This window comes from Paraburkholderia kirstenboschensis (assembly GCF_032806925.1).
GTDB lineage: Bacteria > Pseudomonadota > Gammaproteobacteria > Burkholderiales > Burkholderiaceae > Paraburkholderia > Paraburkholderia kirstenboschensis.
Map to the genome: position 1 here is coordinate 497,038 of NZ_CP136511.1, position 24,205 is coordinate 521,242.

The 24,205-nt window shown below is 59.3% G+C and carries 27 protein-coding genes and 2 pseudogenes; 22 read left to right on the forward strand and 7 right to left on the reverse strand.

Features of this window, described 5'->3' with window-relative positions; all coding sequences use genetic code 11:
• Positions 1–938: 938 nt before the first annotated feature.
• Positions 939–1,454, forward strand: coding sequence for a hypothetical protein (locus tag RW095_RS02510; protein WP_317016240.1), 516 nt, complete (start codon positions 939–941; stop codon positions 1,452–1,454).
• A 499-nt stretch (positions 1,455–1,953) separates the two neighbouring features.
• Here the strand turns inward: RW095_RS02510 and RW095_RS02515 are convergent.
• Positions 1,954–3,089, reverse strand: a protein-coding gene (locus RW095_RS02515; protein ID WP_394364999.1) for an IS3 family transposase whose coding sequence is annotated in 2 segments (ribosomal slippage) — positions 1,954–2,825 and positions 2,825–3,089 — 1,137 coding nt in all. Because the reading frame shifts where the segments join, the coding sequence is not laid out codon by codon here.
• A gap of 449 nt (positions 3,090–3,538) precedes the next feature.
• Here RW095_RS02515 and RW095_RS02520 point away from each other — a divergent pair.
• The 7 genes and pseudogenes from RW095_RS02520 (at position 3,539) to RW095_RS02550 (ending at position 8,166) form a co-directional block, all read left to right on the forward strand.
• Positions 3,539–3,868, forward strand: a complete 330-nt coding sequence (locus tag RW095_RS02520) for a PepSY domain-containing protein (RefSeq protein ID WP_317016241.1) — start codon at positions 3,539–3,541, stop codon at positions 3,866–3,868.
• A 62-nt stretch (positions 3,869–3,930) separates the two neighbouring features.
• Positions 3,931–4,527 (forward strand): undecaprenyl-diphosphatase, encoded by a 597-nt coding sequence (locus RW095_RS02525; RefSeq protein WP_317016243.1) that lies wholly within the window; start codon positions 3,931–3,933, stop codon positions 4,525–4,527.
• Positions 4,528–4,596: 69 nt separating this feature from the next.
• Positions 4,597–5,379: a COG4705 family protein gene (locus RW095_RS02530; protein WP_317016244.1), complete on the forward strand. Its 783-nt coding sequence runs from the start codon at positions 4,597–4,599 to the stop codon at positions 5,377–5,379.
• A 28-nt stretch (positions 5,380–5,407) separates the two neighbouring features.
• A complete protein-coding gene (locus RW095_RS02535; RefSeq protein ID WP_317016246.1) occupies positions 5,408–5,851 on the forward strand; it encodes a hypothetical protein in 444 nt (147 codons plus the stop codon).
• Between the two features lie 64 nt (positions 5,852–5,915).
• Positions 5,916–6,141: pseudogene (locus RW095_RS02540) on the forward strand (hypothetical protein); the annotation flags it as partial.
• A gap of 25 nt (positions 6,142–6,166) precedes the next feature.
• Positions 6,167–6,832, forward strand: a complete 666-nt coding sequence (locus RW095_RS02545; RefSeq protein WP_317016247.1) for a response regulator transcription factor — start codon at positions 6,167–6,169, stop codon at positions 6,830–6,832.
• Complete coding sequence (locus RW095_RS02550; RefSeq protein WP_317016249.1) at positions 6,808–8,166, forward strand: sensor histidine kinase; 1,359 nt, start codon at positions 6,808–6,810, stop codon at positions 8,164–8,166. Before RW095_RS02545 ends, RW095_RS02550 begins: the two co-directional genes overlap by 25 nt.
• Before the next feature lie 288 nt (positions 8,167–8,454).
• Here the strand turns inward: RW095_RS02550 and RW095_RS41180 are convergent, their stop codons facing one another.
• Positions 8,455–8,778: a winged helix-turn-helix domain-containing protein gene (locus tag RW095_RS41180; RefSeq protein WP_394365031.1), complete on the reverse strand. Its 324-nt coding sequence runs from the start codon at positions 8,776–8,778 to the stop codon at positions 8,455–8,457.
• Between the two features lie 365 nt (positions 8,779–9,143).
• Here RW095_RS41180 and RW095_RS02555 point away from each other — a divergent pair, with 365 nt between their 5' ends.
• The 5 genes and pseudogenes from RW095_RS02555 to RW095_RS02575 all read left to right on the forward strand — a co-directional run.
• Positions 9,144–10,685: an IS3 family transposase gene (locus RW095_RS02555; RefSeq protein WP_317016251.1), complete on the forward strand. Its 1,542-nt coding sequence runs from the start codon at positions 9,144–9,146 to the stop codon at positions 10,683–10,685.
• Between the two features lie 431 nt (positions 10,686–11,116).
• Positions 11,117–11,311: a hypothetical protein gene (locus RW095_RS02560; protein WP_317016252.1), complete on the forward strand. Its 195-nt coding sequence runs from the start codon at positions 11,117–11,119 to the stop codon at positions 11,309–11,311.
• Positions 11,312–11,321: 10 nt separating this feature from the next.
• Complete coding sequence (locus tag RW095_RS02565; RefSeq protein ID WP_317016254.1) at positions 11,322–12,542, forward strand: ATP-grasp domain-containing protein; 1,221 nt, start codon at positions 11,322–11,324, stop codon at positions 12,540–12,542.
• A gap of 1 nt (position 12,543) precedes the next feature.
• Entirely contained in the window at positions 12,544–13,638 is a 1,095-nt protein-coding gene (gene serC / locus RW095_RS02570) for a 3-phosphoserine/phosphohydroxythreonine transaminase (RefSeq protein WP_317016255.1), read from the forward strand.
• Positions 13,639–13,742: 104 nt separating this feature from the next.
• Positions 13,743–14,000, forward strand: a pseudogene (locus RW095_RS02575) (transposase); the annotation flags it as partial.
• Between the two features lie 2 nt (positions 14,001–14,002).
• Here RW095_RS02575 and RW095_RS02580 read toward each other — a convergent pair.
• The 3 genes from RW095_RS02580 to RW095_RS02590 are packed head-to-tail and all read right to left on the reverse strand — an operon-like array spanning position 14,003 to position 15,972.
• Positions 14,003–14,536: a transposase gene (locus RW095_RS02580; RefSeq protein WP_394365061.1), complete on the reverse strand. Its 534-nt coding sequence runs from the start codon at positions 14,534–14,536 to the stop codon at positions 14,003–14,005.
• A gap of 3 nt (positions 14,537–14,539) precedes the next feature.
• Positions 14,540–15,259 carry an IS6 family transposase gene (locus RW095_RS02585; RefSeq protein ID WP_317016258.1) on the reverse strand — a complete coding sequence of 240 codons (720 nt, stop codon included), beginning with the start codon at positions 15,257–15,259 and terminating at the stop codon, positions 14,540–14,542.
• A complete protein-coding gene (locus RW095_RS02590) occupies positions 15,256–15,972 on the reverse strand; it encodes an IS6 family transposase (RefSeq protein WP_317016259.1) in 717 nt (238 codons plus the stop codon). Before RW095_RS02590 ends, RW095_RS02585 begins: the two co-directional genes overlap by 4 nt.
• A 295-nt stretch (positions 15,973–16,267) precedes the next feature.
• Here RW095_RS02590 and RW095_RS02595 point away from each other — a divergent pair, with 295 nt between their 5' ends.
• Complete coding sequence (locus RW095_RS02595) at positions 16,268–16,504, forward strand: hypothetical protein (protein ID WP_317016261.1); 237 nt, start codon at positions 16,268–16,270, stop codon at positions 16,502–16,504.
• Positions 16,505–16,803: 299 nt separating this feature from the next.
• Here the strand turns inward: RW095_RS02595 and RW095_RS02600 are convergent, their stop codons facing one another.
• Positions 16,804–17,118, reverse strand: a complete 315-nt coding sequence (locus tag RW095_RS02600) for a cysteine hydrolase family protein (protein ID WP_317016262.1) — start codon at positions 17,116–17,118, stop codon at positions 16,804–16,806.
• 25 nt (positions 17,119–17,143) lie between these two features.
• Here RW095_RS02600 and RW095_RS02605 point away from each other — a divergent pair, with 25 nt between their 5' ends.
• On the forward strand, positions 17,144–17,281 hold the full coding sequence (locus RW095_RS02605; RefSeq protein ID WP_317016706.1) for a hypothetical protein: 138 nt from the start codon (positions 17,144–17,146) through the stop codon (positions 17,279–17,281).
• A gap of 762 nt (positions 17,282–18,043) precedes the next feature.
• Here the strand turns inward: RW095_RS02605 and RW095_RS02610 are convergent.
• Complete coding sequence (locus RW095_RS02610) at positions 18,044–18,259, reverse strand: hypothetical protein (RefSeq protein WP_317016264.1); 216 nt, start codon at positions 18,257–18,259, stop codon at positions 18,044–18,046.
• A gap of 237 nt (positions 18,260–18,496) precedes the next feature.
• On the opposite strand from RW095_RS02610, the gene RW095_RS02615 reads away from it, so the two are divergent.
• From RW095_RS02615 to RW095_RS02645, 7 genes are all read left to right on the forward strand, one after another.
• Positions 18,497–19,240, forward strand: a complete 744-nt coding sequence (locus tag RW095_RS02615; protein WP_317016265.1) for an IclR family transcriptional regulator — start codon at positions 18,497–18,499, stop codon at positions 19,238–19,240.
• 56 nt (positions 19,241–19,296) lie between these two features.
• Positions 19,297–20,349, forward strand: a complete 1,053-nt coding sequence (locus RW095_RS02620; protein ID WP_317016267.1) for a cyclase family protein — start codon at positions 19,297–19,299, stop codon at positions 20,347–20,349.
• Between the two features lie 26 nt (positions 20,350–20,375).
• Positions 20,376–21,077: an SDR family oxidoreductase gene (locus RW095_RS02625; protein ID WP_317016268.1), complete on the forward strand. Its 702-nt coding sequence runs from the start codon at positions 20,376–20,378 to the stop codon at positions 21,075–21,077.
• Position 21,078: 1 nt separating this feature from the next.
• Positions 21,079–22,056, forward strand: a complete 978-nt coding sequence (locus RW095_RS02630; protein ID WP_317016270.1) for a 3-hydroxyacyl-CoA dehydrogenase — start codon at positions 21,079–21,081, stop codon at positions 22,054–22,056.
• Positions 22,057–22,129: 73 nt separating this feature from the next.
• Entirely contained in the window at positions 22,130–23,458 is a 1,329-nt protein-coding gene (locus RW095_RS02635; RefSeq protein ID WP_317016271.1) for a short-chain fatty acid transporter, read from the forward strand.
• A 74-nt stretch (positions 23,459–23,532) separates the two neighbouring features.
• Positions 23,533–23,817 (forward strand): muconolactone Delta-isomerase, encoded by a 285-nt coding sequence (gene catC, locus RW095_RS02640; RefSeq protein WP_317016273.1) that lies wholly within the window; start codon positions 23,533–23,535, stop codon positions 23,815–23,817.
• A gap of 8 nt (positions 23,818–23,825) precedes the next feature.
• Entirely contained in the window at positions 23,826–24,122 is a 297-nt protein-coding gene (locus RW095_RS02645; RefSeq protein WP_317016274.1) for a YciI family protein, read from the forward strand.
• Positions 24,123–24,205: the final 83 nt, after the last annotated feature.

Below are 24,205 nucleotides of genomic sequence, written 5' to 3' on the forward strand. Positions count from 1 at the left end.
CGTTACAAAATTAGTTGCAACACGACTGTACAGTGATAACGAAATTAGTTGACGTGGAATACGCGCCGGCGCCTTTCTGCGTGCGCAAACGCGAGAAATAGTGCGTCGCACAACGGTAGTAACAAATTTTCTTGTGCGAGCGAAAGGCCTTTCCGCACCCTCATCAAGCGGCGGCGTTTTACTCGGTTCTATCTGTTCAGCTGCCGCAAACGGCATGCGGGCGTTGTACGGTGCTCGCAGCGGTCCTCGCGCGAGCAGCCGTAATCGTGCTGGCTCAAGGTCGCAGAACTGCCCACGCCTGAATAGGCTAGCGTCTCGCGGGTAAGGGTCACGCGAATCGCGATGGCAGGGCAATTGAAATTGAATGTGATGAACATGTGCTGCGCTCCTGCGCTGTTGAAAGCCTCAGCGTGGCGTCACGACCCGAGCGCAGGGGAAGACTTTTTTCAACAAAAGAGACGCCAGACTTACAAAGCAGCGTTTCCGGCCGCGACGGCACGTCGCGCAGCGGCTGCCGCGCACGCGGTGCAGGACGGCGAGGCCGTTGCTTCACGTCATCCGTGGAGCGTGCGAGCGAACGCCGCACACCAAGCCGCAAACGCGGCCTTTTTTCCCCCAACGCCAGCCGCGCCGGTGAATAGTCAGCCACCGGGGCAACGTGAAACTTAATATGCGCATCGGGCAGAAGGCTCTACGCTAGCTATACGATTCCGCCGGCCATTCTGCCTAAAGACTGGCCCGTCGGCCGTCTAAAGGTAGAGCGTGCCGAGATGTGTCCGTTCTGATGCTGCCGGCGCCGCTCGCGCGATCGCATTGCCGCATCGTTTGACCGGGGACCGGGAAACTGATGGACGCCTTTCTCCTACGTCGTACGCGGCCCGAGGCCATATAATCCGGTGAAAACGAAGCATCGCGCGCGAGCGATCACCGGGGGCACGATGATTACGCTGAATGGCGACAAGGAACTTATTCGGGTGGAGAACTGGGAGGCCATTGAGGCGCGTCCCGATTTCGACGGTCAACTCGACCCGGCCGCTCATGAACTGGCGGCGATCATAGGCAGCTATCTATTCTCCGACTACATTGCCTGCGGCCTGTCGAACTGCCGCACGCCGCACGGCCGCGGCTATCTGGTAGTGACGAAGGACGCCCGCGTAACGAACATCGGGAAGGACTGTGGCGCGCGCTACTTTGGTGTCGATTTCGAAGACATGTCCCGGCAGTTCGACAGGGATATCGCTGCCAACGAAAACCGGGAGCGCCTCTGGAGTTTCGCCTTCCAGCTCGATACTGTTGCAGCCGACGTTGTTCGAATCCGCAAAGGGGAGGGGAGCGAGCCCGGAGCGGACTGGCTGTACAAGCGCTCGCGTGCCCTGCTTAATCTGAACCATGGTTCCAAGTCCATCACGAGCATTTCCCGCAAGTCATTTTCGGGGTTCAACGCGTCGAGATAGGCAACATGACCGGCGCTTTCTTCAGTAAGGACGGTTGAGTCGACGACCGATCGCAGTCTCCGCGCGGGCAACCTCTTCGTCTGTGGCTTTGCGTTGAGTTAGTACCTCTGATGCGCCAGTCCTCAGCATCTGAATTACACGGCGGACGACAACGTCTGGGCACGAAAATCTTAAGGCCTTTTCGCAACTAGACATCGATCAGCTCTCGCACGCCCAACTGCAGCACGCGCGGCGAGATCGTGGATTACGCGGGCCACGTATGTGGCAATCAAAGCGTGCATATAAAGATGCCCCTATGCGCTTTTCCTCGCGTGATCACCCAAGTGCCCATGGAGCGCTCGCAATCCGGGTAGAACAAAGCTTTATTGATGTACCAGATGGCAACTACAGACTCCGACAGCAAGAAAACTAGCCGAAGACTGCCCGGTAGTACCAGCCCAGAGAGGTGGCCCCGTTCGTTCGGACAGTTTTTTCGATTTTTAAGTGGAACGCTGGGTGGTCACGCTGCCAATTTAATCGCGGGCAGCATCGCGAAGTAAGCTTCATCCGGGGTCTTGTTCGATAGACTTGAATGAGGCCTTTGCTGGTTGTACCACGTCAGGTAATTAGCGATGGACTTCCGTGCCTGGCCGACGGACTCATAGGCGTTCAAATATATCTCTTCGTACTTCACGCTGCGCCACAGCCGTTCGATAAAAACGTTGTCCCGCCAACTTCCCTTGCCATCCATCGACAAGGCGATTCCGCGCGAGAGGACCGCGTCGGTGAAGACGGTACTGGTGAATTGGCTGCCTTGATCGGTGTTGACGATCTCAGGCAATCCATATTTCGCGAATGCTTCTTCAAGCGCTGCCACCGCATGTTCAGCTTCCATCGTGATCGCGACTCGGTGCGCTAAAACACGGCGGCTGGCCCAATCGATCACAGCAGTGAGATACACGAAGCCGTGTGCCATAGGCACGTATGTTGTGTCCAATGCGTACACCTGGTTGCTACGCTCGATCTTCCGATTGCGCAGCAGGTATGGCCAGATCTTGTGAGCCAGATGTTTGCGGCTCAAGTTCGGCTTGCGATATAGCGCTTCGATGCCCATTTTGCGCATCAACGTGCCGACGTGCTTGCGTCCGACCACTATGCCCTCTCGCTTGAGCAGGCGCATCAACATGCGCGCGCCGGCAAACGGGTGCTCCAGGTGCAACTCGTCGATGCGGCGCATGAGCGCCAGATCCGCGGCACTGACCGGGCTCGGCGCGTAGTACGCACTGGATCGGCTGATGCCGACCAGCTTGACCTGCCGGGAAACCGGCAGGGGGTGAGCACGATCAATCATTTCTTTGCGCTCAGCAGGCCTGCCTTGCCGAGCGCGCCGGACAAAAAATCATTCTCCAGCGCCAATTGGCCGATCTTCGCGTGCAACGTCTTCAGGTCCACCGGCGGCTCATTGACGGGCGCGCCCGCCGCGCCGAACACATCGGCCGCTCGTTCTTGCAACTGCCGCTTCCATTCTGTGATCTGGTTCGGATGAACCTCAAACTGCTGCGCCAATTCTGCCAGCGTACGCTCGCCGCGTACGGCTGCCAGTGCCACCTTCGCCTTGAACGCCGCTGAGTGCGTGCGCCGGGTTCTCTTCGTCATCGTCTGGTTTCCTTTGTAGGCATTATGCCCATTTCAGAACCCAGCGATTCCACCTAACCGACTGTCCAGATCTCCGGGGCCACCTCTCAGCAACCCGTCACAAGGCGAATTCAACGGCTGCCCTTGGGGTACAAGGGGCATCAGGACACCTATGCCGCGATGCTCGCGAAGGTGTGGGACTCGCCGCAGGTTAAGTGGGGGCGTTGTTCCAGAAAATTAACGCAGCAAAGCAACCGCGAGCACTCCCAATGCCGGGAGGGGCGGAACAACGCCTGAGATGCATCGCAGCCAGGGCAGAACCCGTCCGAAGCGGCGCAGCGCGCCTTGATGGCCGACCAGGAGGCAATCACCACGGCCCACAAAAAAAGACCTTTGGGCTCAGTCCTAGCTAAGTCTGCCTCGGTAGCCTTCTCATTACGCAAATTTCTGCGCTCTTATGGAGAGGCACCATGTATCGCTATACCAAGCTTTCCGTGCTGGCTATCGCCATTGCTTGCGCGGGCGCTGCTGCCTACGCCGCCCAGGGCAGCATGGAAAATGACGCCGAGGCCATCACCAAGGCTAGGATTCCTCTCATCCAGGCCGTCAACGCCGCGGAGCAGCACGCCAATGGCAAAGCGTCGCGCGCCGAATTTGAAAACTCGAAGCAGGGCTGGGTGTACGACGTCGAAGTCGTCAGCGGGGCGAAGGTCATCGACGTCAGGGTCGATGCTGAAAAGGGGGCGGTCATCTCGGCCGCTGAGGACAAGGCGGATCACGATGACGACCACGACAAGTAGGACTGACACTTGACCAGTTTGGCCAAATCGCTCGTCACCCGGCGCTCCGGTCCGGAGACTCCATGGAATTCCTGAATCAAGCATTTTTTCTCTGGGTCAACGCGCCTGCGCACCCGAATGCTTTGGCCGTCCAATTCGCCATCTTTTTCGCCGAACGGCTGATCTGGGGAGCTCCGACTCTGATCGGCATTGGCTGGCTGTTTGGCAACGAGGGCATTCGCAAAGCGATGCTCGTCGCCACCGCTGCTGGAATGCTGGGATTGCTTCTGAACCAGATCATCGGCCTGGTTTGGTCCCATCCGCGGCCTTTCATGATCGGCTTGGGCCACACTCTTATCGCTCATGTTGCCGATTCGTCATTTCCGAGCGATCACCTGACGCTTTGGTGGTCGGTTGCCTTTAGCCTCGCGGTACAGCGAGGCACAGGCAGCCTGGGCGTCACGTTGGCCATGTTGGGCGCACCTATCGCCTGGGCACGCATTTACCTGGGAGTTCATTTCCCGCTCGACATGCTCGGGGCGGTCGCGGTCGCTGCGCTCAGTGCCTGGCTGGGTTTGCGTGGAGCGCACCGGTATCTCGCCCCGACTTACCGACTGGCGACCGGCATCCACGGCAGGTGTTTCGGCAGGCTGATCGCGCGGGGATGGGTTCGCAAGTGAACCTATGGCGGGGCTAAGCCGGAGCGGCCAGACTGATCGCAAACGCTTTCAATCCGGCAGGAGAACCTCATGAACAGATTGCCATCAGCCACATCAAACGCCTGGCTTAACAAAGTCCCGGAAGTCACCTTGTCGTTCTGGATCATCAAGATCATGTCCACCACGGTGGGGGAGACAGGCGCCGACTTTCTCGCGGTCGATGCCGGCTGGGGGCAGGGTGTGACTCGCACTGCCATGGTCGCCTCACTGACGGCTGCCTTGTTCACTCAGTTGCGTACCCGTCGCTACACTCCCTGGATTTACTGGCTTACGGTGGTGCTGGTCAGTGTAGTCGGCACCCAGATCACCGACCTGCTGACCGATGGCTTGGGCGTTAGCCTGTACGTCAGCACTTCCGTGTTCGCCGTGGCGCTCGCCGCCATCTTCTTCGTCTGGTATAGGGTGGAACGCACGCTTTCCATCCACGACATCGTGACGCTCAGGCGAGAGCTGTTCTATTGGGCCGCCGTCCTGTGCACTTTCGCACTGGGAACAGCCGCCGGCGATCTGGCGACCGAGGCGCTGGGCTTGGGCTTCGCGTGGGGCGCGGTCGCCTTTGGTGCCCTGATCGGCGCCACTTACGTGGCCTGGCGCATGGGAGGAAACGCCGTACTGACCTTCTGGATCGCCTACGTCCTGACCCGCCCCTTCGGGGCCGCACTTGGGGATCAGCTGACGCAGTCGAGGACGTATGGTGGCCTCGGTATGGGGGCGATGTGGACGAGCGCCCTGTTCCTGTCGGTGATCATCACGCTCGTTGCCGTCGCCCAGTTCGGCATGAACGCCAGCAGATCAACTCAGGCCGCCAAATAACCCTCTTTCCACGTTTCAAGGAGAAGCTATGTCCATGCACTCATTGGCCCGTCGTGCGGTCGCCGTATCGGCCCCTTTGATTCTGGCTCTGGCTACTGGCTGTTCCAGATCTGCCGACCAGGGTGGCACGGCCTCGGCCCAGTCTGCTCGGGCCGCCTCGGTATCCCAAGGTAAGGCCCTCTCCAGATTGGGCGACCTCACTGCTTTCCGCAGCATCGCCGCCGACGTTACCGCCATCGTAGACAAAGGCGATCTGTCCGCGGCCAAGGCTCGTATCAAGGATCTGGAGGTCGCCTGGGACTCGGCCGAGGCAGGACTGAAACCGCGGGCGGCCGATGACTGGCACGTTCTCGACAGGGCCATCGACAAGGCGTTGGCAGCGCTCCGCGCCGGTGCGTCGAATAAGGCTGACTGCAAGGCAGCCATGGCCAACCTGCTGAAAACCTTCGACTCGCTTGAAGGCAAGGTCTAACCCGCGAGCATGCCCTATGAGAACATCAGCTGAACGCGCTCTGGCAAAAGTCCCCGAGGTCACCATCGTGGCGGCTTACTACTGGACCCCTGTGTCCCGTACGCTGCTATTCTGGGCTGCTCCACATCCTGACCGGCACGCTGGGTGCCGTGGTGGATGACTTTCTGGACAAGCCGTTGAGCGCGGGTGGTTTGGCGCTGAGCCGCTATTCTGCATCGACTGCGCTGCTTGCCTTCATGTTGACTGGTATCCTGGTATGCAGGCAACAGGCTGCTCGAAGGGCTCTCTGAAGATCCAGGACTGAGTGGAGGGAAGATGCGGGTATTGCTGGTCGAAGACGACCCCATGATCGGTGAAGCGATTAAGAACGCATTGAAGGATGCGTCCTATGCGGCCGACTGGGTGAAGAACGGACAGACCGCCCTAACGACACTCGGTTGCCAGCACTATGACCTCGTGCTGCTCGACCTTGGCCTCCCCGGTAAAGACGGGCTAGACGTGCTGGCCAGCATCCGCGCCAAGGACAATCCGGTTCCCTTGCTTATAATCACGGCGCGCGATGACCTCGACGATCGTCTGCGTGGTCTGGACGGCGGGGCCGACGATTACGTGCTCAAACCTTTCCAGATAGCGGAACTGCTGGCCCGGATGCGCGCTGTGCTGCGCCGCAAGAGCGGTAACGCCGTCCCTGTCATCGGCAATGGAGTGGTATCGCTCGATCCCGCAACGAAAGAGGCGCGGGTCAATGGCGCCTCCCCGGTGCAACTGTCGAACCGGGAGTTCGCGCTGCTGCGAGCCTTGCTAGTCCGGCCCGGCGCCATCCTGTCTCGCGGCGAGCTGGAGGATCGCATCTACGGCTGGGGCGAAGAGGTCGAGAGCAATGCCGTCGAATATCTTATCCACGCATTGCGGCGCAAGCTCGGCAGCGATGTCATCAAGAACGTCAGAGGCGTCGGATGGATGGTTTCGAAAAACACTTGAACCAATCGCTTCAGCGCAAGCTGTCCTTTACAGTGTCCCTCGCCATTCTTGTTGTGGCGCTCGTCGCTGGAGTCTTCTCGTTCCTGTCGGCCTTGGACGAAGCGCACGAGCTGCAAGACGATGTCTTGCGTCAGGTGGCAGAACTCATGGACCGGCAGCGCCTGTCACCAATCCCTCCGGCCACCGATACCCGCCTCAAAGATGGGAATGAAGAATCGCGGCTGATCGTGCAGCGCCTGGACGAAGGGACTCTGTCTGTGGCAGGTGTGGATGCCGGAGGCGTGCTACCCCTGCCTCCGGTGTTGAATGATGGCCTGCACACGCTAGACGTCGGCGGGGAAACGTTCCGTGTGCTGGTCAGGACAACGGCCGCCGGGGAGCGAATTGCGCTTGCCCAGGAGTCCGGTTTCCGCAATGAAATCGCGCGCGATGGTGCGCTCCGCACCGTGATGCCGTTTCTGATTCTTGTACCGGTTCTGCTACTGATCGTCGCCGATCTGATGCGGAAAATGTTCCTGCCCATAGCGACGCTCGCGAGGGAGATTGACCAGCGTGCCGAGCGGGAACTGCATCCCATCGAAGACAGTCATCTCCCCGCCGAAGTACGTCCCTTCACTGTGGCGATCAACCGCCTGCTCGCCCGTGCGGGTCAGGCGATGGAATCTCAGCGCCGCTTTATCGCCGACGCGGCACACGAGTTGCGCTCGCCGCTGACCGCGCTCTCGCTGCAGGCGGACCGACTGGCGAACGTGGAAATGTCTGCGCCGGCACGCGAACGGCTGACAGTGCTGCGCCAAGGGATCGAGCGCGGCCGAAACCTGCTGGACCAACTGCTGACGTTGGCTCGGGCGCAGTCCGTTGCCGACTTGCAAAAATCGCTCGTATCGATCCAGAGCATCTACCGTCGTGTACTGGAAGATCTGATGCCGTTGGCTGAAGCCAAGCACATCGACATCGGGGTAGAGGGGGCGCAAGATGCTCAGGTGCTGGTCAGCGAGGTGGACGCGATTGCCATAGTCAGGAATCTCGTGGATAACGCCATCCGCTATACGCCGGAGGGTGGGCGTGTCGATCTTTCGGTGGTGACTGGGGAAGGGCACGCGCTGCTGCGCATCCAGGACACGGGGCCAGGTATTCCATTGGCCGAGCGGGACCGGGTTTTTGACCCGTTCTATCGCACGCTGGGCAGCGAGCAGGTTGGGTCGGGCCTGGGATTGTCCATCGTACAGGCGATCGCCACACGCATCGGTGCAGATATCCGGCTTGGATTTTCTGACGAAGGGAAACAGACAGGCTTGAGCGCCGCTGTTTTCATTCCGATTCGGCCGCAATGACAGTGTGCCCGACGTATGGCGATCGCTGCCGAGCACACGTTCCTGTGAGCGGCTTGTGTAAGGGGGCTATCGAGCGGCAAATACGGGTTGAGGCACGACTTTTAAATATTGCACTGTGTCGCCTGAGATATGGTGGTCGCGCCAGTTGGAAGAGCGGATCCAATCGATGATGTATGAGCGAACGCAGCTCTGTATCATTCGATTCCGCCCTGGGGCCGTCTAATAGACCGACGCTTCAAGAGTGTTGCACAGCAAATGCGCACTTCCTAAGCGGAAATTGGAATAGCTCTATTGTGCGCCCGAAAGCTTATAGCCGCGTCCCAACAGCGTAAGGATCGTTTCTGGTCCGAGCTTTTTCCTTAGACGACGCACTAGCAGATCGACTGCATTGTCGCGAAGCTTCGCGCCTCCTCCCGATAGAACCTCCGATAGCTTGGTCCTCGCGAACGGGCGATTCGGCTCCTTCATCAATATCTTCAGCAAGGCAAACTCGCGCGGCCGCAGGAGCAATGGCCTGTCGCCCTTAAAAGCCGTCTTCCGCTCGTCATCCAGCTGCAGCGCGCCGTGACGATAGACCGTCGATCGAGGGTGCTCATTGTCCAGTCTACTCATCCGCAAAAAGAGCTCTTCGAAATCGATCGGCTTGACGATGTGCTCTAACGGTTAATCCAGACCGTCGTTGAGGCCTTTCCACGCTGCTGAGTACAGATTTGTTATCTGACGTATCGAGCGGGTGGCTTCCGGGCGCACACGCGACAATAACTTCTATCTGCCGGTTCTAAAAATGCAACGGAGATGGCAACGGTGCGAATTCAATTAGTCCGCCCGACGCAGGCGCGGACAACACCTAAGCAAGCCGCTCCGCGCGCAAGAAGTGGCCGCAAGGTGCCGGGTACTGTACGCCGCTTTCAAGGGCGCATCGTGACCAAACGAGGTGGGAGGTGCGGACAAATTCTTGGACTACCTGGAGGTAGTTCATGTTCTCATACGAAGATCGCATTCAAGCGGTTCGACTTTATTTGAAGCTGGGCAAGCGCATCGGAGCCACCATTCGGCAGTTGGGCTATCCGACCAAGAACTCTCTCAAGGCCTGGCATCGCGAATACGAGCAGTGCCATGATCTACGGGCGGGCTATGTCCGTTCGAGGCCGAGGTATTCGGATGAGCAGCAGAAGGCGGCCGTCGATCATTATCTGAGCCATGGCCGCTGTGCTGCCGCAACTTTGAGGGCGTTGGGTTATCCGAGTCGCGAGACGCTTGCAGCCTGGATCGAAGACCTGTGTCCAGATATCAGAAAACGTGTCGTTGGCCGAGCCGTTGGTAGCGTTCCAAAGTCACAAAAGGTGAAGCAGGCCGCGGTGATCGAGCTGTGCACCAGAGAGCAAAGCGCACGCGTGGTTGCCGAGAAAGCCGGTGTGAGTCGGCCAACGCTGTATAACTGGAAGAATCAGCTACTCGGTCGAGAAGTTCCAGCGTCTATGAAACGAAAAAAGAAACCAGCATCCGACCATGAGCGTGCGCAGTTGGAAGAACAGGTCGAATCGCTTCAACGCGACATCCGACGGTTGCAGCTTGAGCACGATATCCTGAGGAAGGCGAACGAACTGATAAAAAAAGGGATGGGCATCAACCCGCAACTCCTGAGCAACCGGGAGAAGGCGAAGTTGGTTGATGCCCTGAAACAGACCTATGCGTTGCCAGAATTGCTAGCCGCTTTGGGTCTCGCCCGTAGCTCTTACTTCTATCACCGTGCACGGCTGTTGGTCGCTGACAGGCATGCTGACGCGCGTCGCATCATCGCGGACATCTTCGAAGTCAACCACCGTTGCTACGGTTATCGTCGAATTCGCGCAGCATTGATCAGGCAGCGGGTCTTCATCTCGGAGAAGGTAGTGCGTCGTTTGATGCGAGAGGAAGGTCTGGCCGCCGCCGCGATCAGGCGACGTCGCTACGGCTCCTATCGTGGAGAAATTAGTCCCGCGCCGGAGAACATTATCAATCGTGACTTCTACGCCGCTGCTCCTAACCAGAAATGGCTCACGGACCTTACCGAATTCCAGATCCCGGCCGGCAAAGTGTATCTGTCACCGGTTATCGACTGCTTCGACGGTCTCGTTGTGAGCTGGTCAATCGGTACGCGGCCGGACGCCGAACTCGTCAACACCATGCTGGATTCGGCAATCGAATCGGTGGCTGGCAGCAAGGAGCGGCCCGTAGTTCACTCGGATCGTGGTGCGCACTATCGCTGGCCAGGATGGCTCTCGCGTATGCAGTCTGCCAGACTGACTCGCTCGATGTCGCGCAAAGGATGTTCGCCGGACAATGCCGCGTGCGAAGGGTTCTTCGGGCGCCTCAAGACGGAGTTATTCTATCCTCGTGACTGGCGAACCACGACCATCGATCAATTCATCGAGACCGTTGACTCGTACATCCGCTGGTATAACGCAAAACGGATCAAGCTCTCGCTCGGTTTCCTCAGCCCCGTCGAATACCGGAAAAGTCTTGGAATCGCGGCATAATTCAGTCCAAGAAAATAGCCGCACCCCCGTGTGGGCACTTTTCGTGGACTTGTGCACAAGAATCCCCTTTGACTAGCTGTACGCAGCGCGGTACCACATCATCCCTCGTTCCGGGTATCGGCTGAGAGCCAGACGTCTGCAGTGCCTGCGCTGCCGCTCCCGGGAAGAAGCACAAAATGACGAAACGGTAATCTCGTAGACAAGGCCGCGTAATCCAGCAATTGCAATAATCGCCGTGGCGCTCGGTTCGGAGCACGCCAGGGGAAAGGAAGTGAACCCGGCCGACGTTAGAGAATTCGTTACCTCGGCAAGAGAATTCGCAATATCTAGCTTCCACCATATCTGTTGCAAGCGCGCGGTAGCCCATCGCGCGATGATCGCCTCGCCCTGGACAGTGCGAAGCTCAAGCCTTTAATCGATGGAAATTCAACATGGTACTGAAGCAGCGAGCGAACCGCGTTGAACTTGCGCTGGTCGTCGACAACTCGACGCAATTGCCCGAATGTGGAACAACAACGGAGCGGCACATTCCTGAAGGCTGGTTTGACGAAGAAGTCGGCTACGTCGGCGGGACGGCCGCGCGAACCGTCGTTTTTTCGAATGCCGCTGGACATAGTCATTACTGACACCGACTCGATGAATCAACAGCTACTGGGGGTGAGCACGCTGCTCCGGGCGGCCGCGGCCGGCGAGGACCTGACACCGGTTGGGATGAGTCTGCTCGAGTACGCCCAGCAACACGACCACCCTTATGCGTTACTCGATTTGTCACTTGTTCTGGAGATGAAATACCAGAAGTCGGCTGCGCTCGCGGTTCAACAGCAGGCGTTGCAGATGCGCCGCCTCTACCGGCTGAAGAACGCAAATCCCGGTTCTCCGCCGTTGAGGCTGTTGGTGCTGAAGGCGCCTGGCGATCTAATGGCGAATACTCCATTCGAATGTTTGCTTGAAAACGCGGACTTACAGATAGACGTTCTATACGTTGACGCGCAGACTGAGCCTAATCTGGATGTGCCGGACCACGATGTAATGTTTGTCGCCGCGTGTGCGTCGGACGACAACGCTCGCGCTCTCTCGCAGATCGCATTGCTGGCAAGCGGTACCGACCGTCGCGTGCTGAACCGGCCGGAAGGCGTTGCCTGTACGGCGCGGGAAGCCGCGTATAGGCTGCTGGGCGGAGTGACTGGCATCAGCATGGCGCCCACGATACGCATTTCCCGTGCGCGCGTTATGGAGTTGTTGCCGGGCGGCCCCGGGCTTTCGCAAGTCAGCAAGATCAATTACCCGTTGATCATCCGGCCCGTTGGCTCGCATGCGGGGCGAGCGTTGGCGAGAGTTTCCGATACGCCTGAACTGATGGCATACCTGAACGCTTCGGAGGACAAGGAATACTACCTGGCGCCTTTCGTCGACTATCGCAGTGCCGACGGCCTGTTCCGCAAATATCGGATCGTGATGATAGAAGGAACCGCGTACGTGTGCCATATGGGAATTTCCGCGCATTGGATGGTGCACTACCCGTACGCGGAAATGATCGACCACCCCGACCGGCGCGAAGAGGAGGAACGTTTTATGGCGACCTTCGATTCAGACTTTGCCGTGCGTCATCGCGACGCGTTCGGACAAGTGGCTGAGCTGACGGGGCTGGACTATGTCGGATTCGATTGCGCCGAAACCAGTGACGGAAAACTGCTGATCTTTGAAATTGCCACCGGCATGGTGGTCCACGATATGGATGACGCGGTCGTGTTTCCCTACAAGCTTCCTCAGATACGCCGGGTATGCGATGCGTTCCATCAGATGCTGTGCCGCGCAGCACGCGCTCCCGGCCTGCAATCCACTCCAATCCAGATCTGACATGACTCCCAATGTACTGAATTTCTCTGGCGGACCGGGCGCTCTGCCGGAGACGGTTCTTGAGCAGGCCCGCGAGGCCATCGTTGCGCTACCAGAGACTGGCGTTTCCGTACTCGGCATGAGTCATCGGTCGGAGTGGTTCCGCTCTATACTTGCGGAAGCAGAGCAAAATCTGCGTGCGCTGCTCGGACTTTCCGATGGATATGCGATCACCTTCCTGCAGGGCGGGAGTAGCCTGCAGTTTGCGATGATTCCGATGAACTTCGCCACCGCTGCATTTGCGCCGCCCGAATATGTGAGCTCCGGCTACTGGAGCGACAGAGCGACTTCGGAGGCGGCAAAGGTGACTGCCACAAACGTGGCATGGGACGGCCGCGCGACGGGCTACCGGTGTTTGCCCGATCTCGACGAACTCGACGTTCACGGCTCGGCGGCCTATCTGCACTATGTGTCGAATGAAACGGTCGAGGGTCTGCAGTTTCCCAATTGCGATAGCAGGCCCAATGTGCCGCTGATTGCCGACATGTCGTCGGACTTTCTGTCGCGGCCGCTGCGCCCGGATTTGTACTCGATGATGTACGCGCATGCGCAGAAGAACCTCGGGCCTGCCGGGGTCACGGTGGCAGTGCTAGACCGTTCGCTGCTGGAACGTATTCCTGATGGCCTGCCTGCCATTCTGGACTTCCGCACGCATATCTCGCACGGTTCCAATTTCAACACACCGCCCGTTTTCGCCATCTACGTTCTGACGCTGGTGACCCGTTGGCTGCGCTTCGAGGTTGGTGGCCTGGAAGCGATGCAAGCCGTCAATATGGAAAAAGCACGGCGTTTATATGGCGCGCTCGACTGCCTTGACGGTGTCGTCTCGATACACGCTGCGAACGCCTGGCGATCGCAGATGAATGTGGCGTTCACTTTCGGGGATTCGCGGCTCGATAACGCGTTCATCGCCACAGCGCGCGAACGCGGCATAGTCGGTCTCGAGGGGCATCGTTCAATTGGCGGCTTGCGGGCGTCGCTGTACAACGCAGTGACACCAAATGCCGTAGACGTCCTAGCCGACGCTTTAATGGAATTCGGCGCACGGCGTACCTGAGCGAACGATTCTGCTAGAGGTGGCTCCGGGAATTCGGACAGTTCGTTGAGTGGAAAAGCTGGGGCGTGAGTCGGCCATAATGGCCGGCAACAAGGAACCAGAAGATGACGAAACGAAACCGACGGACCCACTCGCCAGCGTTCAAGGCAAAGGTGGCCCTGGCAGCGCTCAAGGGCGACAAGACGCTGGCAGAGCTGGCCCAGCAGTTTGATGTCCATCCGAACCAGATTACGGACTGGAAGAAGCAACTGCAGGAGCGGGTTGCCGATGTGTTCGACGCGGGCAACTCGGCGCCAGCGGCACCGCCAGTCGACGTGAAGGTACTGCACGCGAAGATCGGGCAGTTGACGCTGGAGGACGATTCTTAAGAAACGCCCTCGGCGGGTTGAAGGCAGAAGCCGAACTCGGCTGCCCGCCGGTGCAACTGCTTGATGACACGCTCCTTGTAGCGCTGTTCGTAGTGGTCGGCTCCCGGGTCGGCGTATTGCATGCCGAAGCGCATGGCGTTGTAGAACAGCACGGCGATCTTGCGCGCGGTGGCGGTGACGGCTTTGGCCTTGCCAATGCGTGCCGCCAGTCGGCGGTAGAACGTACCGAGCGCCGTGCTGGTCTTTCCCACCGTGACGGCGGCCAGCCGCAGCAGGGCAGCCACTCGATTGGTGGTCTTGCGCGTATGTGACGACAGAACCTTGCCGCCGCTCACCTTGCACCCGGGCGACAGGGTCAACCAGGAGGTGAAGTGCTTGGCAGTCGGCCATCGGCTGAGATCGGTGCCGCATTCGGCGACGAGACGCACAGCCAGGTAGGAGCCGATTCCATGGATCTGGGTCAGATCGACGCCGGCGAGGGTTCTGGTGCAAATAGGAAAGCAGGTTGAGACGTTTCCTATCGGAAGGATACCTTATCGAGCGGACAGGACTGCATTCCATACGGCGGGCGCGGTAGCCTTCTTGAGGCCGAGCTCCGTGAGATCGAACTGGCCCTTGCGAATGCGATGCGACAATTCGATACCTGAAATTGTGGTCGCGGCGCTCCTGAACCGCTTGAATCCAAGCATCACGTTGGTTCTGGATTTGATGCGACGATGGTCCTGTTCGATCACGTTGTTCAGATATTTTGAGGACCGGACCTTCGTGTCTTCGGGCAGCAGACCATCGGCCTTCATCTCGCGCACCGCGCGGTGCGAGGCTGCATAGCCATCGAGCGTGATGGTCTCCGGCGACCGGCCCTGATGCCTGATAGCCTTGCTGAAAAAGGCTTTGGCCGCGGCCACGTCGCGCCTGGCCCTGAGTATGAAGTCCACCGTCTGGCCAGCCCGATCCACCGCCCGGTACAGGTACACCCATTTGCCGCGAATCTTCAGGTAGGTCTCGTCGACGCGCCACGAGCGACCAGCTGGCGTAGCAAAGCGGTTCCAGCGTTTGACGAACTCGGGCGTATAACGTCTCACCCAGCGCAGGATCGTCGTGTGAGCCAGCGATAATCCCCGTTCGGCCATCATCTCCACCAGATCGCGCAGGCTGAGCTTGTAGCGCAGATACCAGCGAACGCACAGAATGATGATCTCCCGATCAAAATGGCGTCCACCGAACAACTCCTCCAGACTCTTCAGCTTGCTCATCGCGGCTCATCAGTTCGTTTTGCTCCGATAACTCTAACCGATTCGCCGACCCTATTTGCAACAGAGCCCTTTATCTGCCCTTTCGTGATCATGTGCATCAACTCGATTCCGGCCAGAAGGATCCGGGCACAGCGAAAACTCTTGAACCCGAGCATGGGCCTCGTTCGTCGCTTGATCGCGCGATGGTCCTGCTCCACAAGATTGTTGAGATATTTGGACTGGCGGATCTTGATAGGCGTTTCACGATCGGCATTGATGGCTTCGAGCGCGGCGAGATGGGCACCGCTTTTGTCGATGTTCACTGCATCGGGCGCGCCATTCCAGGCGATGGATTTCTCGAAGTAACGCCGGGCTGCAGTCTTATCCCGATGGGCGCGTAGCAGAAAGTCGATGGTGTTGCCGTCCTTGTCGACGGCTCGATAAAGATATCGCCATTCGCCCTTGACGCGAATGTACGTCTCGTCCATGCGCCAGCTCTTGCCAACTGGCCGCTTGCGCAGGCGAAACGCTTTCTCCAGCACCGGCAACAGCTTGACGGCCCAGCGGTGCACAGTCGAATGATCGACCGAAACGCCGCGCTCGGCCATCATGTCTTCGAGGTGCCGCAGGCTCAGAGGATAGGCTACATACCAGCGCACGCAGGTCAGAATCACGTCCAGCGGAAAATGCAAGCGCTTGAGCACTCGGGCCACTACCAGATTCAACGTCTTCATCGGGCTTTCAGTTGTTCGTGTCGTTCAGTACATCATAACGGAGCGTCTTACTGCAACAGATCCTGTCACCCGGCTAGAGCGTCACGAGAGCACTTTGGCAGCGCTGCTATTTGCTAAAGGGATGTCGTCCCAAGGGAGTGTCGGCAGGATTCTACGCGCTGTCAGCTTTGATTTGCTTTATATGGTTGCCTGGAATTGAGCTCTTACACTTCAGGAGCAAAGCATCCTTGACCAGAGCCTGCCGGACTTAGGGCGGTACTGGTCATGGGACTATTGCAGGAGGCTTGCACGTGCAGTGCTTGATGCCGTCACCCAGGAAGACGCGTGGGAGGTCGCGCTCCTGGAAATGGACGTCAGCCCTTTGACTGCCGGCGGGATTGTGCGCGAGATCGAGACTCATCGCAACGCGCAGGATGAGTTCCGACTCCTAAGTGAAAAGCTTAACGACGTGCCCGATGGGCGACGCAAGTGGGGGGCGGTCGTTGAGGATGCGATGAGATACACGTTTCGTTTTGGACCGTTCTCCTTTTAGAACCCTTAACAAAATGAACGAAGCGGCTGTCAACCCTCAGTGAATGCTGTGTAAGTGGTCTATTGACCACGCCCCTAAGAGGTCGGGAGCAGCCAGCATCGCCCATGGCATGAGCGCCGCATAGTTGTCAGCGGTTGAAGCGAGAGGTACAGGCCAATTGTCGCGCACGACCACGCGATCACCTGAATCACCCTTGACGCGGCGGATGCATCAATTGTGCTCAATGCGTGTTCTCCAGCGAAAAGCCAACTCGACGGTCATCGCGGTCGCTGTCATGACGGCGAGCGTGCTCAAGACGATTAACCACAGTAGTTCCAATCCAAATCGGCCAAAGAATTGGCGAGCAGCCCAGCGATGATCACGTGCGTGATGCCGTTCTGCTTGAGCCTGACGTCGAGATCGGTATTCGCGAACCCGCTGGAGCCCCAGTGCTTGGCAACGACAACGTCGCCATCTTTGGGCATTAGGTCGGGATGCCAGTCCCCGCCCCATTGGCCGAGGGCGAAATGATGGCCATCCATGACAAGCCGTTGACTTGGAGCGGGATGATCCCAGCCTTCGTAGTCACATGGTTCCCAGCGACGGTGTCTCGAAGCGACGGCTCGAATTGGCATTGAGTTGGGCTATTACGTCACGCTGGTGCGCGACGCGACATCGGCACGTTCACACGAAGCGTTGCACGCTGCGATGAATGTCGACGGTCCAACATACGCACACGAAGTTCTCACCACCGCTGAACTCAAAGCGGCAATCAAGTCCACAGTGCAGAAGGGATGATGCATAAGTGGGCTTCGCGCTGCACAGCAAACATCGCGCGCAGATGACGATGTGCGTCGCGCGTTGGCCTGCGAGATCGAGGAAGCGCGCTACGATGCATCTCTCGCCGCACCCCCCTGTGCGTGGTCGCCGAATTCTCGTGGCCCAGCGACAGCGCGATGACTGTCAGATCAACACCAGCCTGGAGCGGATGCATGGGCCGGCGCATCTCACTCCACTGTTAGGCACGCGACTGCCTTGGACCCTGAGCAACGAGTTGCCGCTGCCTGGTACGCGAGGTTAAGTCGATCGGTAACGCCGGTGCGCGTCATCGGTCAACCGAAGCGATTTGGGAAAGAGCCGCTGTTCAGGTTAGTGGTGCTGCGCCAAGGCGGGACCGCACGTTCTTTGTGACCTTTGCCGTGAAGACGTACCGGAGGGCCTCTGTCCAATTCGACGTTACTCACGCGTATGCCGATGAGTTCGGACACCCTGGCGCCGGTGTTTTAGAGGGTTGCCAACATGACTCGATCGCGCTGGCCGCAACATGTGCTGGGGTTGGGTGCATCGAGCAAGGCACATACTTCTCGTGAGAGGAAGCGGACCGGCGAGCGTTCGTAATGGTTCATCGGGATCGCAAGAATTTGTCGAATCGTGCGAAGCGACTCCAGGGCGCGCAATACTGCGTAGTGCAGAAACGAGCGAATGGCGGCGAGTCAGAGGTTGCGGCTGCGGATGCTGTATTGTGGCGATCCTCTTCGAGGTGGTCAAGGAACTCAAGGATCAGCGGCGCATCAAGATCGTTGAGTGCCACGCGCTCAAGTGACCGGTGGCGTTAGGTTGCTGCATCAGGTGCTCCAGAAAGAACTGCTGAAACAACTGCGCAAACGTCGGCAATGAATGCAGTTCAGGCATGACTGCCTCCTCACGCCCCAAGCGGCGGGTCTTTCCAATGTCGAACGACTCGTCTTCAAAGAAGCCGCGGACGAACTGCGGCATCCGGGGATGAACAATGCCGTCGCGCAGATGCGATTGGCCCTATACGAGACTCCGGGGCGCGCGGCGCGGTTGCTGCGTAAGCATGAGGAGATGGTCGTTCAACGATCGTCGGGAGACATGGCTGCCGCCCACGCAACCGACATCCTCGCACTATTCGCTCCTGTCCAGACCATGCAGAAGTAGGTGTTTACCCTTGAGATATTGTCAGCGAGTTATCGATATGTCGATAATGCTCTCATGGATGTGAAAACTGCAGTGCGCGTCTTTGACGTGATCAACCTCTTTGCCGAAGTCCGGCAGCCGATGATCTACAGCGAGATTGCGCGTCGAACCGAGATCCCCCTATCGAGCTGCCACGCGCTGTTGCAGACGATGGTGGCCAAAGGCTATCTGTACGCGCCGGGCGTCAAGGCGGGCTATTACCCGACACAACGGCTGCTGCATGTCGCGCGCGACATCTGTAGCGAAGACCCGCTGGTCCTGACCTTCCAGCCGCTTCTGAGCGCACTGCGCGACGCTACCAATGAAACGGCTGCACTAGCCACGTTGGCGGGCAACCGTGTGGTCTACCTCGAAGTGATGGAGTCGAGACAGAAGATCCGTTACAGCGACGAGCCCGGCGGTTTCATGTACGTGCACGCGAGCGCGGCTGGCAAAGCGCTGGCTGGCGCGCTTGCGCCTGAAGCGCGTCGCAAGCTGCTCGATACGTGTGAGCCGTTTCCAGCTTTGACGGACGGTTCGATCATCGAGCGCAAGGCATTGGAGCGCGAAGTGGAGCAGGGCGTCGTCAATGGCTGGCATCGCTCGACGGGCGAGAACGTCGAGGACGTCGCGGGTCTCGCGCGCGGCTTCCTGATTCATGGCGAGGCGTTCGCGCTCGTGATCGGCGCGCCGAAGACACGTCTTCTCAAGAATGAGCAGAACGCGGTCAAAGCATTACTCCACGTATATGGGCAGATTCCGCCGGCGCTGCTCGCGTGAACGGATGACGGGCCGCGCGCAACGGCGTGCTGGCTGGAATGACAAGGAAAGTAGCAATGCGTTGGAAGAACCGACCGCAAGGGTCGAACTGGGGCGACTTTGGACAGGACGACCAGCTCGGCCGTCCCAATCTGATCGGCCCCGAACAGGTGATACGCGGTGCGCGGGAAATTCAGGCCGGTCTGAGCTTTTCGCTGTCCCTGCCACTCGACTATCCGGGCGAGAACAAGCTGAACGTGCGTCGCCACCCGCCTGTCCTGAGACCGACGTTTCGTGACGGCCTGCCGTACGTCAACTTTCCGTTTGCGCGTCACGAAGAAGGCGCGACCGATGTCGTCAGCGACGACCAGGTGCTGCTGTCGCTACAGTACTCGACGCAATGGGATGCGCTTGCGCACGTTGGCGCGCGCTTCGACGCAGACAGCGACGGCATCGCGGAGAGCGTCTATTACAACGGATATCGGGCGAACCAGGACATTGTCGGGCCGATGGAATACCGGCAGGACGACGGCTTCGCGCCGCACACCTGCGGCGGCGAACACAGTCATGCGGACGTGCTCGGCATTGAGAACCTGGCGGTCAAGGGCATGCAGGGCCGGGGCGTACTGATCGATTTTGCCGCGCATTTCGGCCGCGAGTTTCGCAACATCGGCTACGACGACCTGATGCATGTGATCGACACCGATCGCATCGAGATCGAGTGCGGTGACATGCTCGTGCTGCGCACGGGCTTTTCCGAGTTGCTGCTTGAGATGAACCGTCAGCCGGATGAGGCTGTGCTGAACAGCCATTGTGGTGCGCTCGACGGCCGGGACGAGCGGCTGCTGCAATGGATTACCGACTCGGGTATCGCCGCGCTCGCGGCGGACAACTATGCGGTCGAGCGTTTTCCGGCACGCCCGCCGGCAACGAAGGGCGAGCATCCGTTGATGCCGCTGCATCATCACTGCCTCTTCAAACTGGGTCTGCCGCTCGGCGAACTCTGGTATCTGCGCGATCTCGCGTCATGGCTTCGCGAACACAAGCGCTCGCGTTTCATGCTGACTGCGCCGCCGTTGCGCCTGCCGGGCGCGATGGGTTCGCCCGTCACGCCCGTCGCTACGGTCTGATCCTTATTGCATTACGAACACCCAACATGACCAGAGAACGAGTTCTTATCACCGGCGGCGCGGCCGGCATCGGCGCCGCATGCGCCGCGCGTTGCGAAGCGGACGGTTACGAGCCCATCGTGATCGACCGCGTGGGGGACGGCATCATCGCTGATCTGTCGGATACGGAAGCGACAGCGCGGGCACTCGAACGCGCGCTGCAAGGCGGGCCAATCACACGCCTGATCAACAATGTCGGCGTGGTGGTCCCGGCCGATGCGGAAAATCAGACGCTCGAAGAACTCGAGCGCGCATGGGCGCTCAACGTGCGCTGCGCGCAGCAGTGCATGCAGGCACTGCTGCCCGGCATGAAGGCAGCGGGTTTCGGACGGATCGTCAATATGTCGTCGCGTGCGGCGCTTGGCAAGGAATTGCGCACGGCTTACTCGGCGACCAAAGCGGCGTTGATCGGCATGACGCGGGTTTGGGCACTCGAACTGGGCGCGTTCGGCGTGACCGCCAACGCGATCGGCCCGGGGCCGATTCGCACCGAATTGTTCGATCGCGCGAATCCTCCCGGCGCGCCGCGTACGCAGGCCATCATCGACGCGGTTCCCGTCAAACGTGTCGGCACGCCCGGCGATGTCGCGCACGCTGCCTCGTATCTGCTCGATGCGCGCAGCGGCTTCGTGACGGGGCAGGTGTTGTACGTGTGCGGCGGCATGACCGTTGGCGTCGCAGGAGTGTGAGATGGGCGCGGATGACGTTCAGCGCCCGGTGCGGCGCGCGGGGATTGTCGGTGGCGGCAGTATCGGCGTGGCGTTCGCCGTCACGTTCGCGCTGGCCGGATGGCAAGTGCGCGTGTTCGATCCTGCGGCGCAAAGGCGTGAAGCCGTTCCTGCCGAAGTTCGTGCGCGGCTCGACGAACTGACGCGCTTCGGCTTGCTAGATGAACCCGCGCGTGACGTGGCCGCTCGCGTCGCGGTGGTGGACAGCATCGAAGCTGCAACCGCCGATGCCGATCTGGTCGAGGAATGCGCGCCCGAGCGTATCGAGATCAAACGCGAGCTATTCGAGGAGATGGATCGCACGGCGCCGCCACATGCTGTTCTGGTCAGTGCGTCGTCATTTCTGGCGACATCGAAATTCGTTGACGAAACGCTGCGTGGCCACGGCCGCTGCCTCGTTGCGCATCCGGGCAATCCGCCGTACCTGATTCCCGTCGTGGAAATCGTGCCCGCGCCGTTCACGTCGAATGACGCGACACAGCGCGCCATCGCGCTGTTCAGGGAAGCAGGACTCAAACCCGTGCTGGTCGGCAAGGAGGTCGAAGGCTTTGTCTTCAACCGTCTGCAGGGCGCTGTGTTGCGTGAGGCTTACTGCCTGGTACGCGACGGCGTCGCGTCGGTCGATGACATCGACACGGTGATGCGCGAAGGCCTCGGTATGCGCTGGTCGGTCATCGGCCCATTCGAAACCGTCGACCTGAATACGCGCGGCGGTATTGCTTCGCACGCGCAGAAGATGGGGCCTTCCTATGCGCGCATGGGCGCCGAGCGTGGCCAGCATGATCCGTGGACGCCTGAACTCGTGGGCCATGTCGAGGCACAGCGGCGCGTCGCACTGCCGCTGGACCAATGGGAAGCGCGCGTTGGATGGCGCGACCGCGCGCTGATGAACCTAGCACGCTACCGGCGCGAACGCGGACAGGCGGCCAACGACGATTGAAGACCGAATGAACCCATTTGCGTCGCGACGAGCGCGCACCCGATAACTACTACGACTATCAACGAGACACCACATGCAGAAAGTCACCGCATTCTTCACCGAGCTGATGCGCCGGTATTTGCCCGATCCTTTTGTGTTTGCGATCGGCCTCACGTTGCTTACGATGGCGCTCGCCGCCGTCGTGCAAGGCCAGGCGGTCACGTCGCTGACGGCAAGCTGGGGCAAGGGTTTTTGGGCGCTGCTCGCCTTCACGACACAGATGGCGGTGATTCTCGCGATGGGCTACGTGCTGGCTACCGCGCCGCTCACTGAACGCTTTCTGGACCGGCTGGTCGCGCGCGTGAACGATCCGCGCATGGCTATCATCGTGGCGACGCTGGTCGGTGGGATCGGCAGTTACCTGAACTGGGGGTTCGGTCTGGTGATTGGCGGAATCGTTGCGCGCAAGCTAGCATTGCGCGTGAAGGGCGTGCACTATCCGTTGATCATCGCTTCAGCGTATAGCGGCTTCACGCTGTATGGACTTGGATTGTCCGCAAGCATCCCTGTTCTCATTTCGACGAAGGGCCATCCGCTCGAAGCGCAGATGGGCGTGATTCCCCTTTCAGAGACGATTTTCTCGCCGGCGATGCTGCTGACGAGCCTCGTTGTCATCATCACGCTGCCGCTGCTCAATGCATGGCTGCACCCGAAGCCGGGCCAGCCCGTCAAGGAAATCGACCGCAGCCTCGAAGCCGCGGCGAAAGCAGACGCGCCCACCGTCGATATCGAAGAGGGCAACACGCTCGCTAGTCGCCTGAACAACAGCCGGCTGCTGAGCTATGTGATCGGCCTGATCGGCGTGGGCTATGTGGTGCTGTACTTCCGTAACGGCGGGTCGATGGACCTGAACCTGATCAACTTCATCATCCTGTTCCTTGGCGTCATCATGCTGGGCACGCCGATCCGTTATGTGGAGAAGCTGAACGAGGGCATTCGCACGATCAGCGGCATCATTCTGCAGTACCCGTTCTACGCCGGGATCATGGCCATCATGGCTTCGTCGGGCCTGGTGAATACGTTCTCGCAGTTCTTCGTCAAGGTGGCGACGCCTGCGACACTGCCGTTCTGGGGTCTCGTCAGTTCTTTCGTCATCAACTTCTTCGCACCGTCTGGCGGTGGTCACTGGGTCATTCAGGGGCCGTTCATGATCGAGGCTGCGAAGGCGATCGGCGCGTCCGTCGCGCATACGTCGCATGCCGTGATGCTCGGCAATGCATGGAACGACCTTGTGCAGCCGTTCTGGATCTTGCCGGCGCTCGCGCTTTCCAAGCTCAAGCTGAAGGACATCATGGGATATACCGTGATCATGATGTTCTGGATCGGCATTGTGTATACGGTGGCGATTCTCGCCTGGGGTTGATGGAATTCCGAAGCGGCGCATGTTGAAGTTGAATTCGATGCGCCGCATCAATATTTTGAACTTGGGAGTAGTGGATGCTATTTCTCGTGCACATGCATGTTCAGATTCCGCCCGATGCGGACAAGGACATGATCGAACGTAAAAAGGCAGAGGAGAAAGCGTATTCGCAGAACCTGCAACACGAAGGCAAATGGCGCCACCTGTGGCGTATTGCGGGTGAGTACGCGAACTACAGTGTGTTCGACGTTGAGTCGAACGATGAACTGCACACGTTGATCAGTTCTTTGCCGCTGTTTCCGTACATGAAGGTTAGTGTGACGCCGCTTGCACAGCACCCGTCCGCGATCGTCCAGAACTGAGGTATTCGATGCCGTTTTTTATCGAGACTTTCGACAAGCCAGGACATGCGCAGATGCGTCTGGACAAGCGCGACGAACATCTGGCGTTTCTCGAGCGACATAAGCGCCTGCTACTTGCGTGCGGCGCCAAGTTGACTGACGATGGGGAGAATTCAGGCGGCGGGGTATATATTGTGGATGTGCAGACGCGCGAAGAAGCAGAACGTTTCATCGCACATGATCCGTTCACACTCGCGGGCCTTTTCGAACACGTGAACATCGTGCGCTGGCGAAAGGCCTATGTCAATGGAATCTGCTTTCTCTGATTGTCGAGTGCCGCTCCCGACCAGGCTGTCATGAGTATCAGGCTCTGGGCGTGCAAGGCGGTCTCAAGTCCTTTGCAATTTGA

What these genes read in the sequence shown, in the direction of transcription:
- RW095_RS02510 (WP_317016240.1), top strand. Translation starts at nt 939, where the DNA reads ATGATTACGCTGAATGGCGACAAGGAACTTATTCGGGTGGAGAACTGG.
- RW095_RS02520 (WP_317016241.1), top strand. Translation starts at nt 3,539, where the DNA reads ATGTATCGCTATACCAAGCTTTCCGTGCTGGCTATCGCCATTGCTTGC.
- RW095_RS02525 (WP_317016243.1), top strand. Translation starts at nt 3,931, where the DNA reads ATGGAATTCCTGAATCAAGCATTTTTTCTCTGGGTCAACGCGCCTGCG.
- RW095_RS02530 (WP_317016244.1), top strand. Translation starts at nt 4,597, where the DNA reads ATGAACAGATTGCCATCAGCCACATCAAACGCCTGGCTTAACAAAGTC.
- RW095_RS02535 (WP_317016246.1), top strand. Translation starts at nt 5,408, where the DNA reads ATGTCCATGCACTCATTGGCCCGTCGTGCGGTCGCCGTATCGGCCCCT.
- RW095_RS02545 (WP_317016247.1), top strand. Translation starts at nt 6,167, where the DNA reads ATGCGGGTATTGCTGGTCGAAGACGACCCCATGATCGGTGAAGCGATT.
- RW095_RS02550 (WP_317016249.1), top strand. Translation starts at nt 6,808, where the DNA reads ATGGATGGTTTCGAAAAACACTTGAACCAATCGCTTCAGCGCAAGCTG.
- RW095_RS41180 (WP_394365031.1), bottom strand. Translation starts at nt 8,778, where the DNA reads ATGAGTAGACTGGACAATGAGCACCCTCGATCGACGGTCTATCGTCAC.
- RW095_RS02555 (WP_317016251.1), top strand. Translation starts at nt 9,144, where the DNA reads ATGTTCTCATACGAAGATCGCATTCAAGCGGTTCGACTTTATTTGAAG.
- RW095_RS02560 (WP_317016252.1), top strand. Translation starts at nt 11,117, where the DNA reads ATGGTACTGAAGCAGCGAGCGAACCGCGTTGAACTTGCGCTGGTCGTC.
- RW095_RS02565 (WP_317016254.1), top strand. Translation starts at nt 11,322, where the DNA reads ATGAATCAACAGCTACTGGGGGTGAGCACGCTGCTCCGGGCGGCCGCG.
- serC (WP_317016255.1), top strand. Translation starts at nt 12,544, where the DNA reads ATGACTCCCAATGTACTGAATTTCTCTGGCGGACCGGGCGCTCTGCCG.
- RW095_RS02585 (WP_317016258.1), bottom strand. Translation starts at nt 15,259, where the DNA reads ATGAGCAAGCTGAAGAGTCTGGAGGAGTTGTTCGGTGGACGCCATTTT.
- RW095_RS02590 (WP_317016259.1), bottom strand. Translation starts at nt 15,972, where the DNA reads ATGAAGACGTTGAATCTGGTAGTGGCCCGAGTGCTCAAGCGCTTGCAT.
- RW095_RS02600 (WP_317016262.1), bottom strand. Translation starts at nt 17,118, where the DNA reads ATGCCAATTCGAGCCGTCGCTTCGAGACACCGTCGCTGGGAACCATGT.
- RW095_RS02610 (WP_317016264.1), bottom strand. Translation starts at nt 18,259, where the DNA reads ATGCCGCAGTTCGTCCGCGGCTTCTTTGAAGACGAGTCGTTCGACATT.
- RW095_RS02615 (WP_317016265.1), top strand. Translation starts at nt 18,497, where the DNA reads ATGGATGTGAAAACTGCAGTGCGCGTCTTTGACGTGATCAACCTCTTT.
- RW095_RS02620 (WP_317016267.1), top strand. Translation starts at nt 19,297, where the DNA reads ATGCGTTGGAAGAACCGACCGCAAGGGTCGAACTGGGGCGACTTTGGA.
- RW095_RS02625 (WP_317016268.1), top strand. Translation starts at nt 20,376, where the DNA reads ATGACCAGAGAACGAGTTCTTATCACCGGCGGCGCGGCCGGCATCGGC.
- RW095_RS02630 (WP_317016270.1), top strand. Translation starts at nt 21,079, where the DNA reads ATGGGCGCGGATGACGTTCAGCGCCCGGTGCGGCGCGCGGGGATTGTC.
- RW095_RS02635 (WP_317016271.1), top strand. Translation starts at nt 22,130, where the DNA reads ATGCAGAAAGTCACCGCATTCTTCACCGAGCTGATGCGCCGGTATTTG.
- catC (WP_317016273.1), top strand. Translation starts at nt 23,533, where the DNA reads ATGCTATTTCTCGTGCACATGCATGTTCAGATTCCGCCCGATGCGGAC.
- RW095_RS02645 (WP_317016274.1), top strand. Translation starts at nt 23,826, where the DNA reads ATGCCGTTTTTTATCGAGACTTTCGACAAGCCAGGACATGCGCAGATG.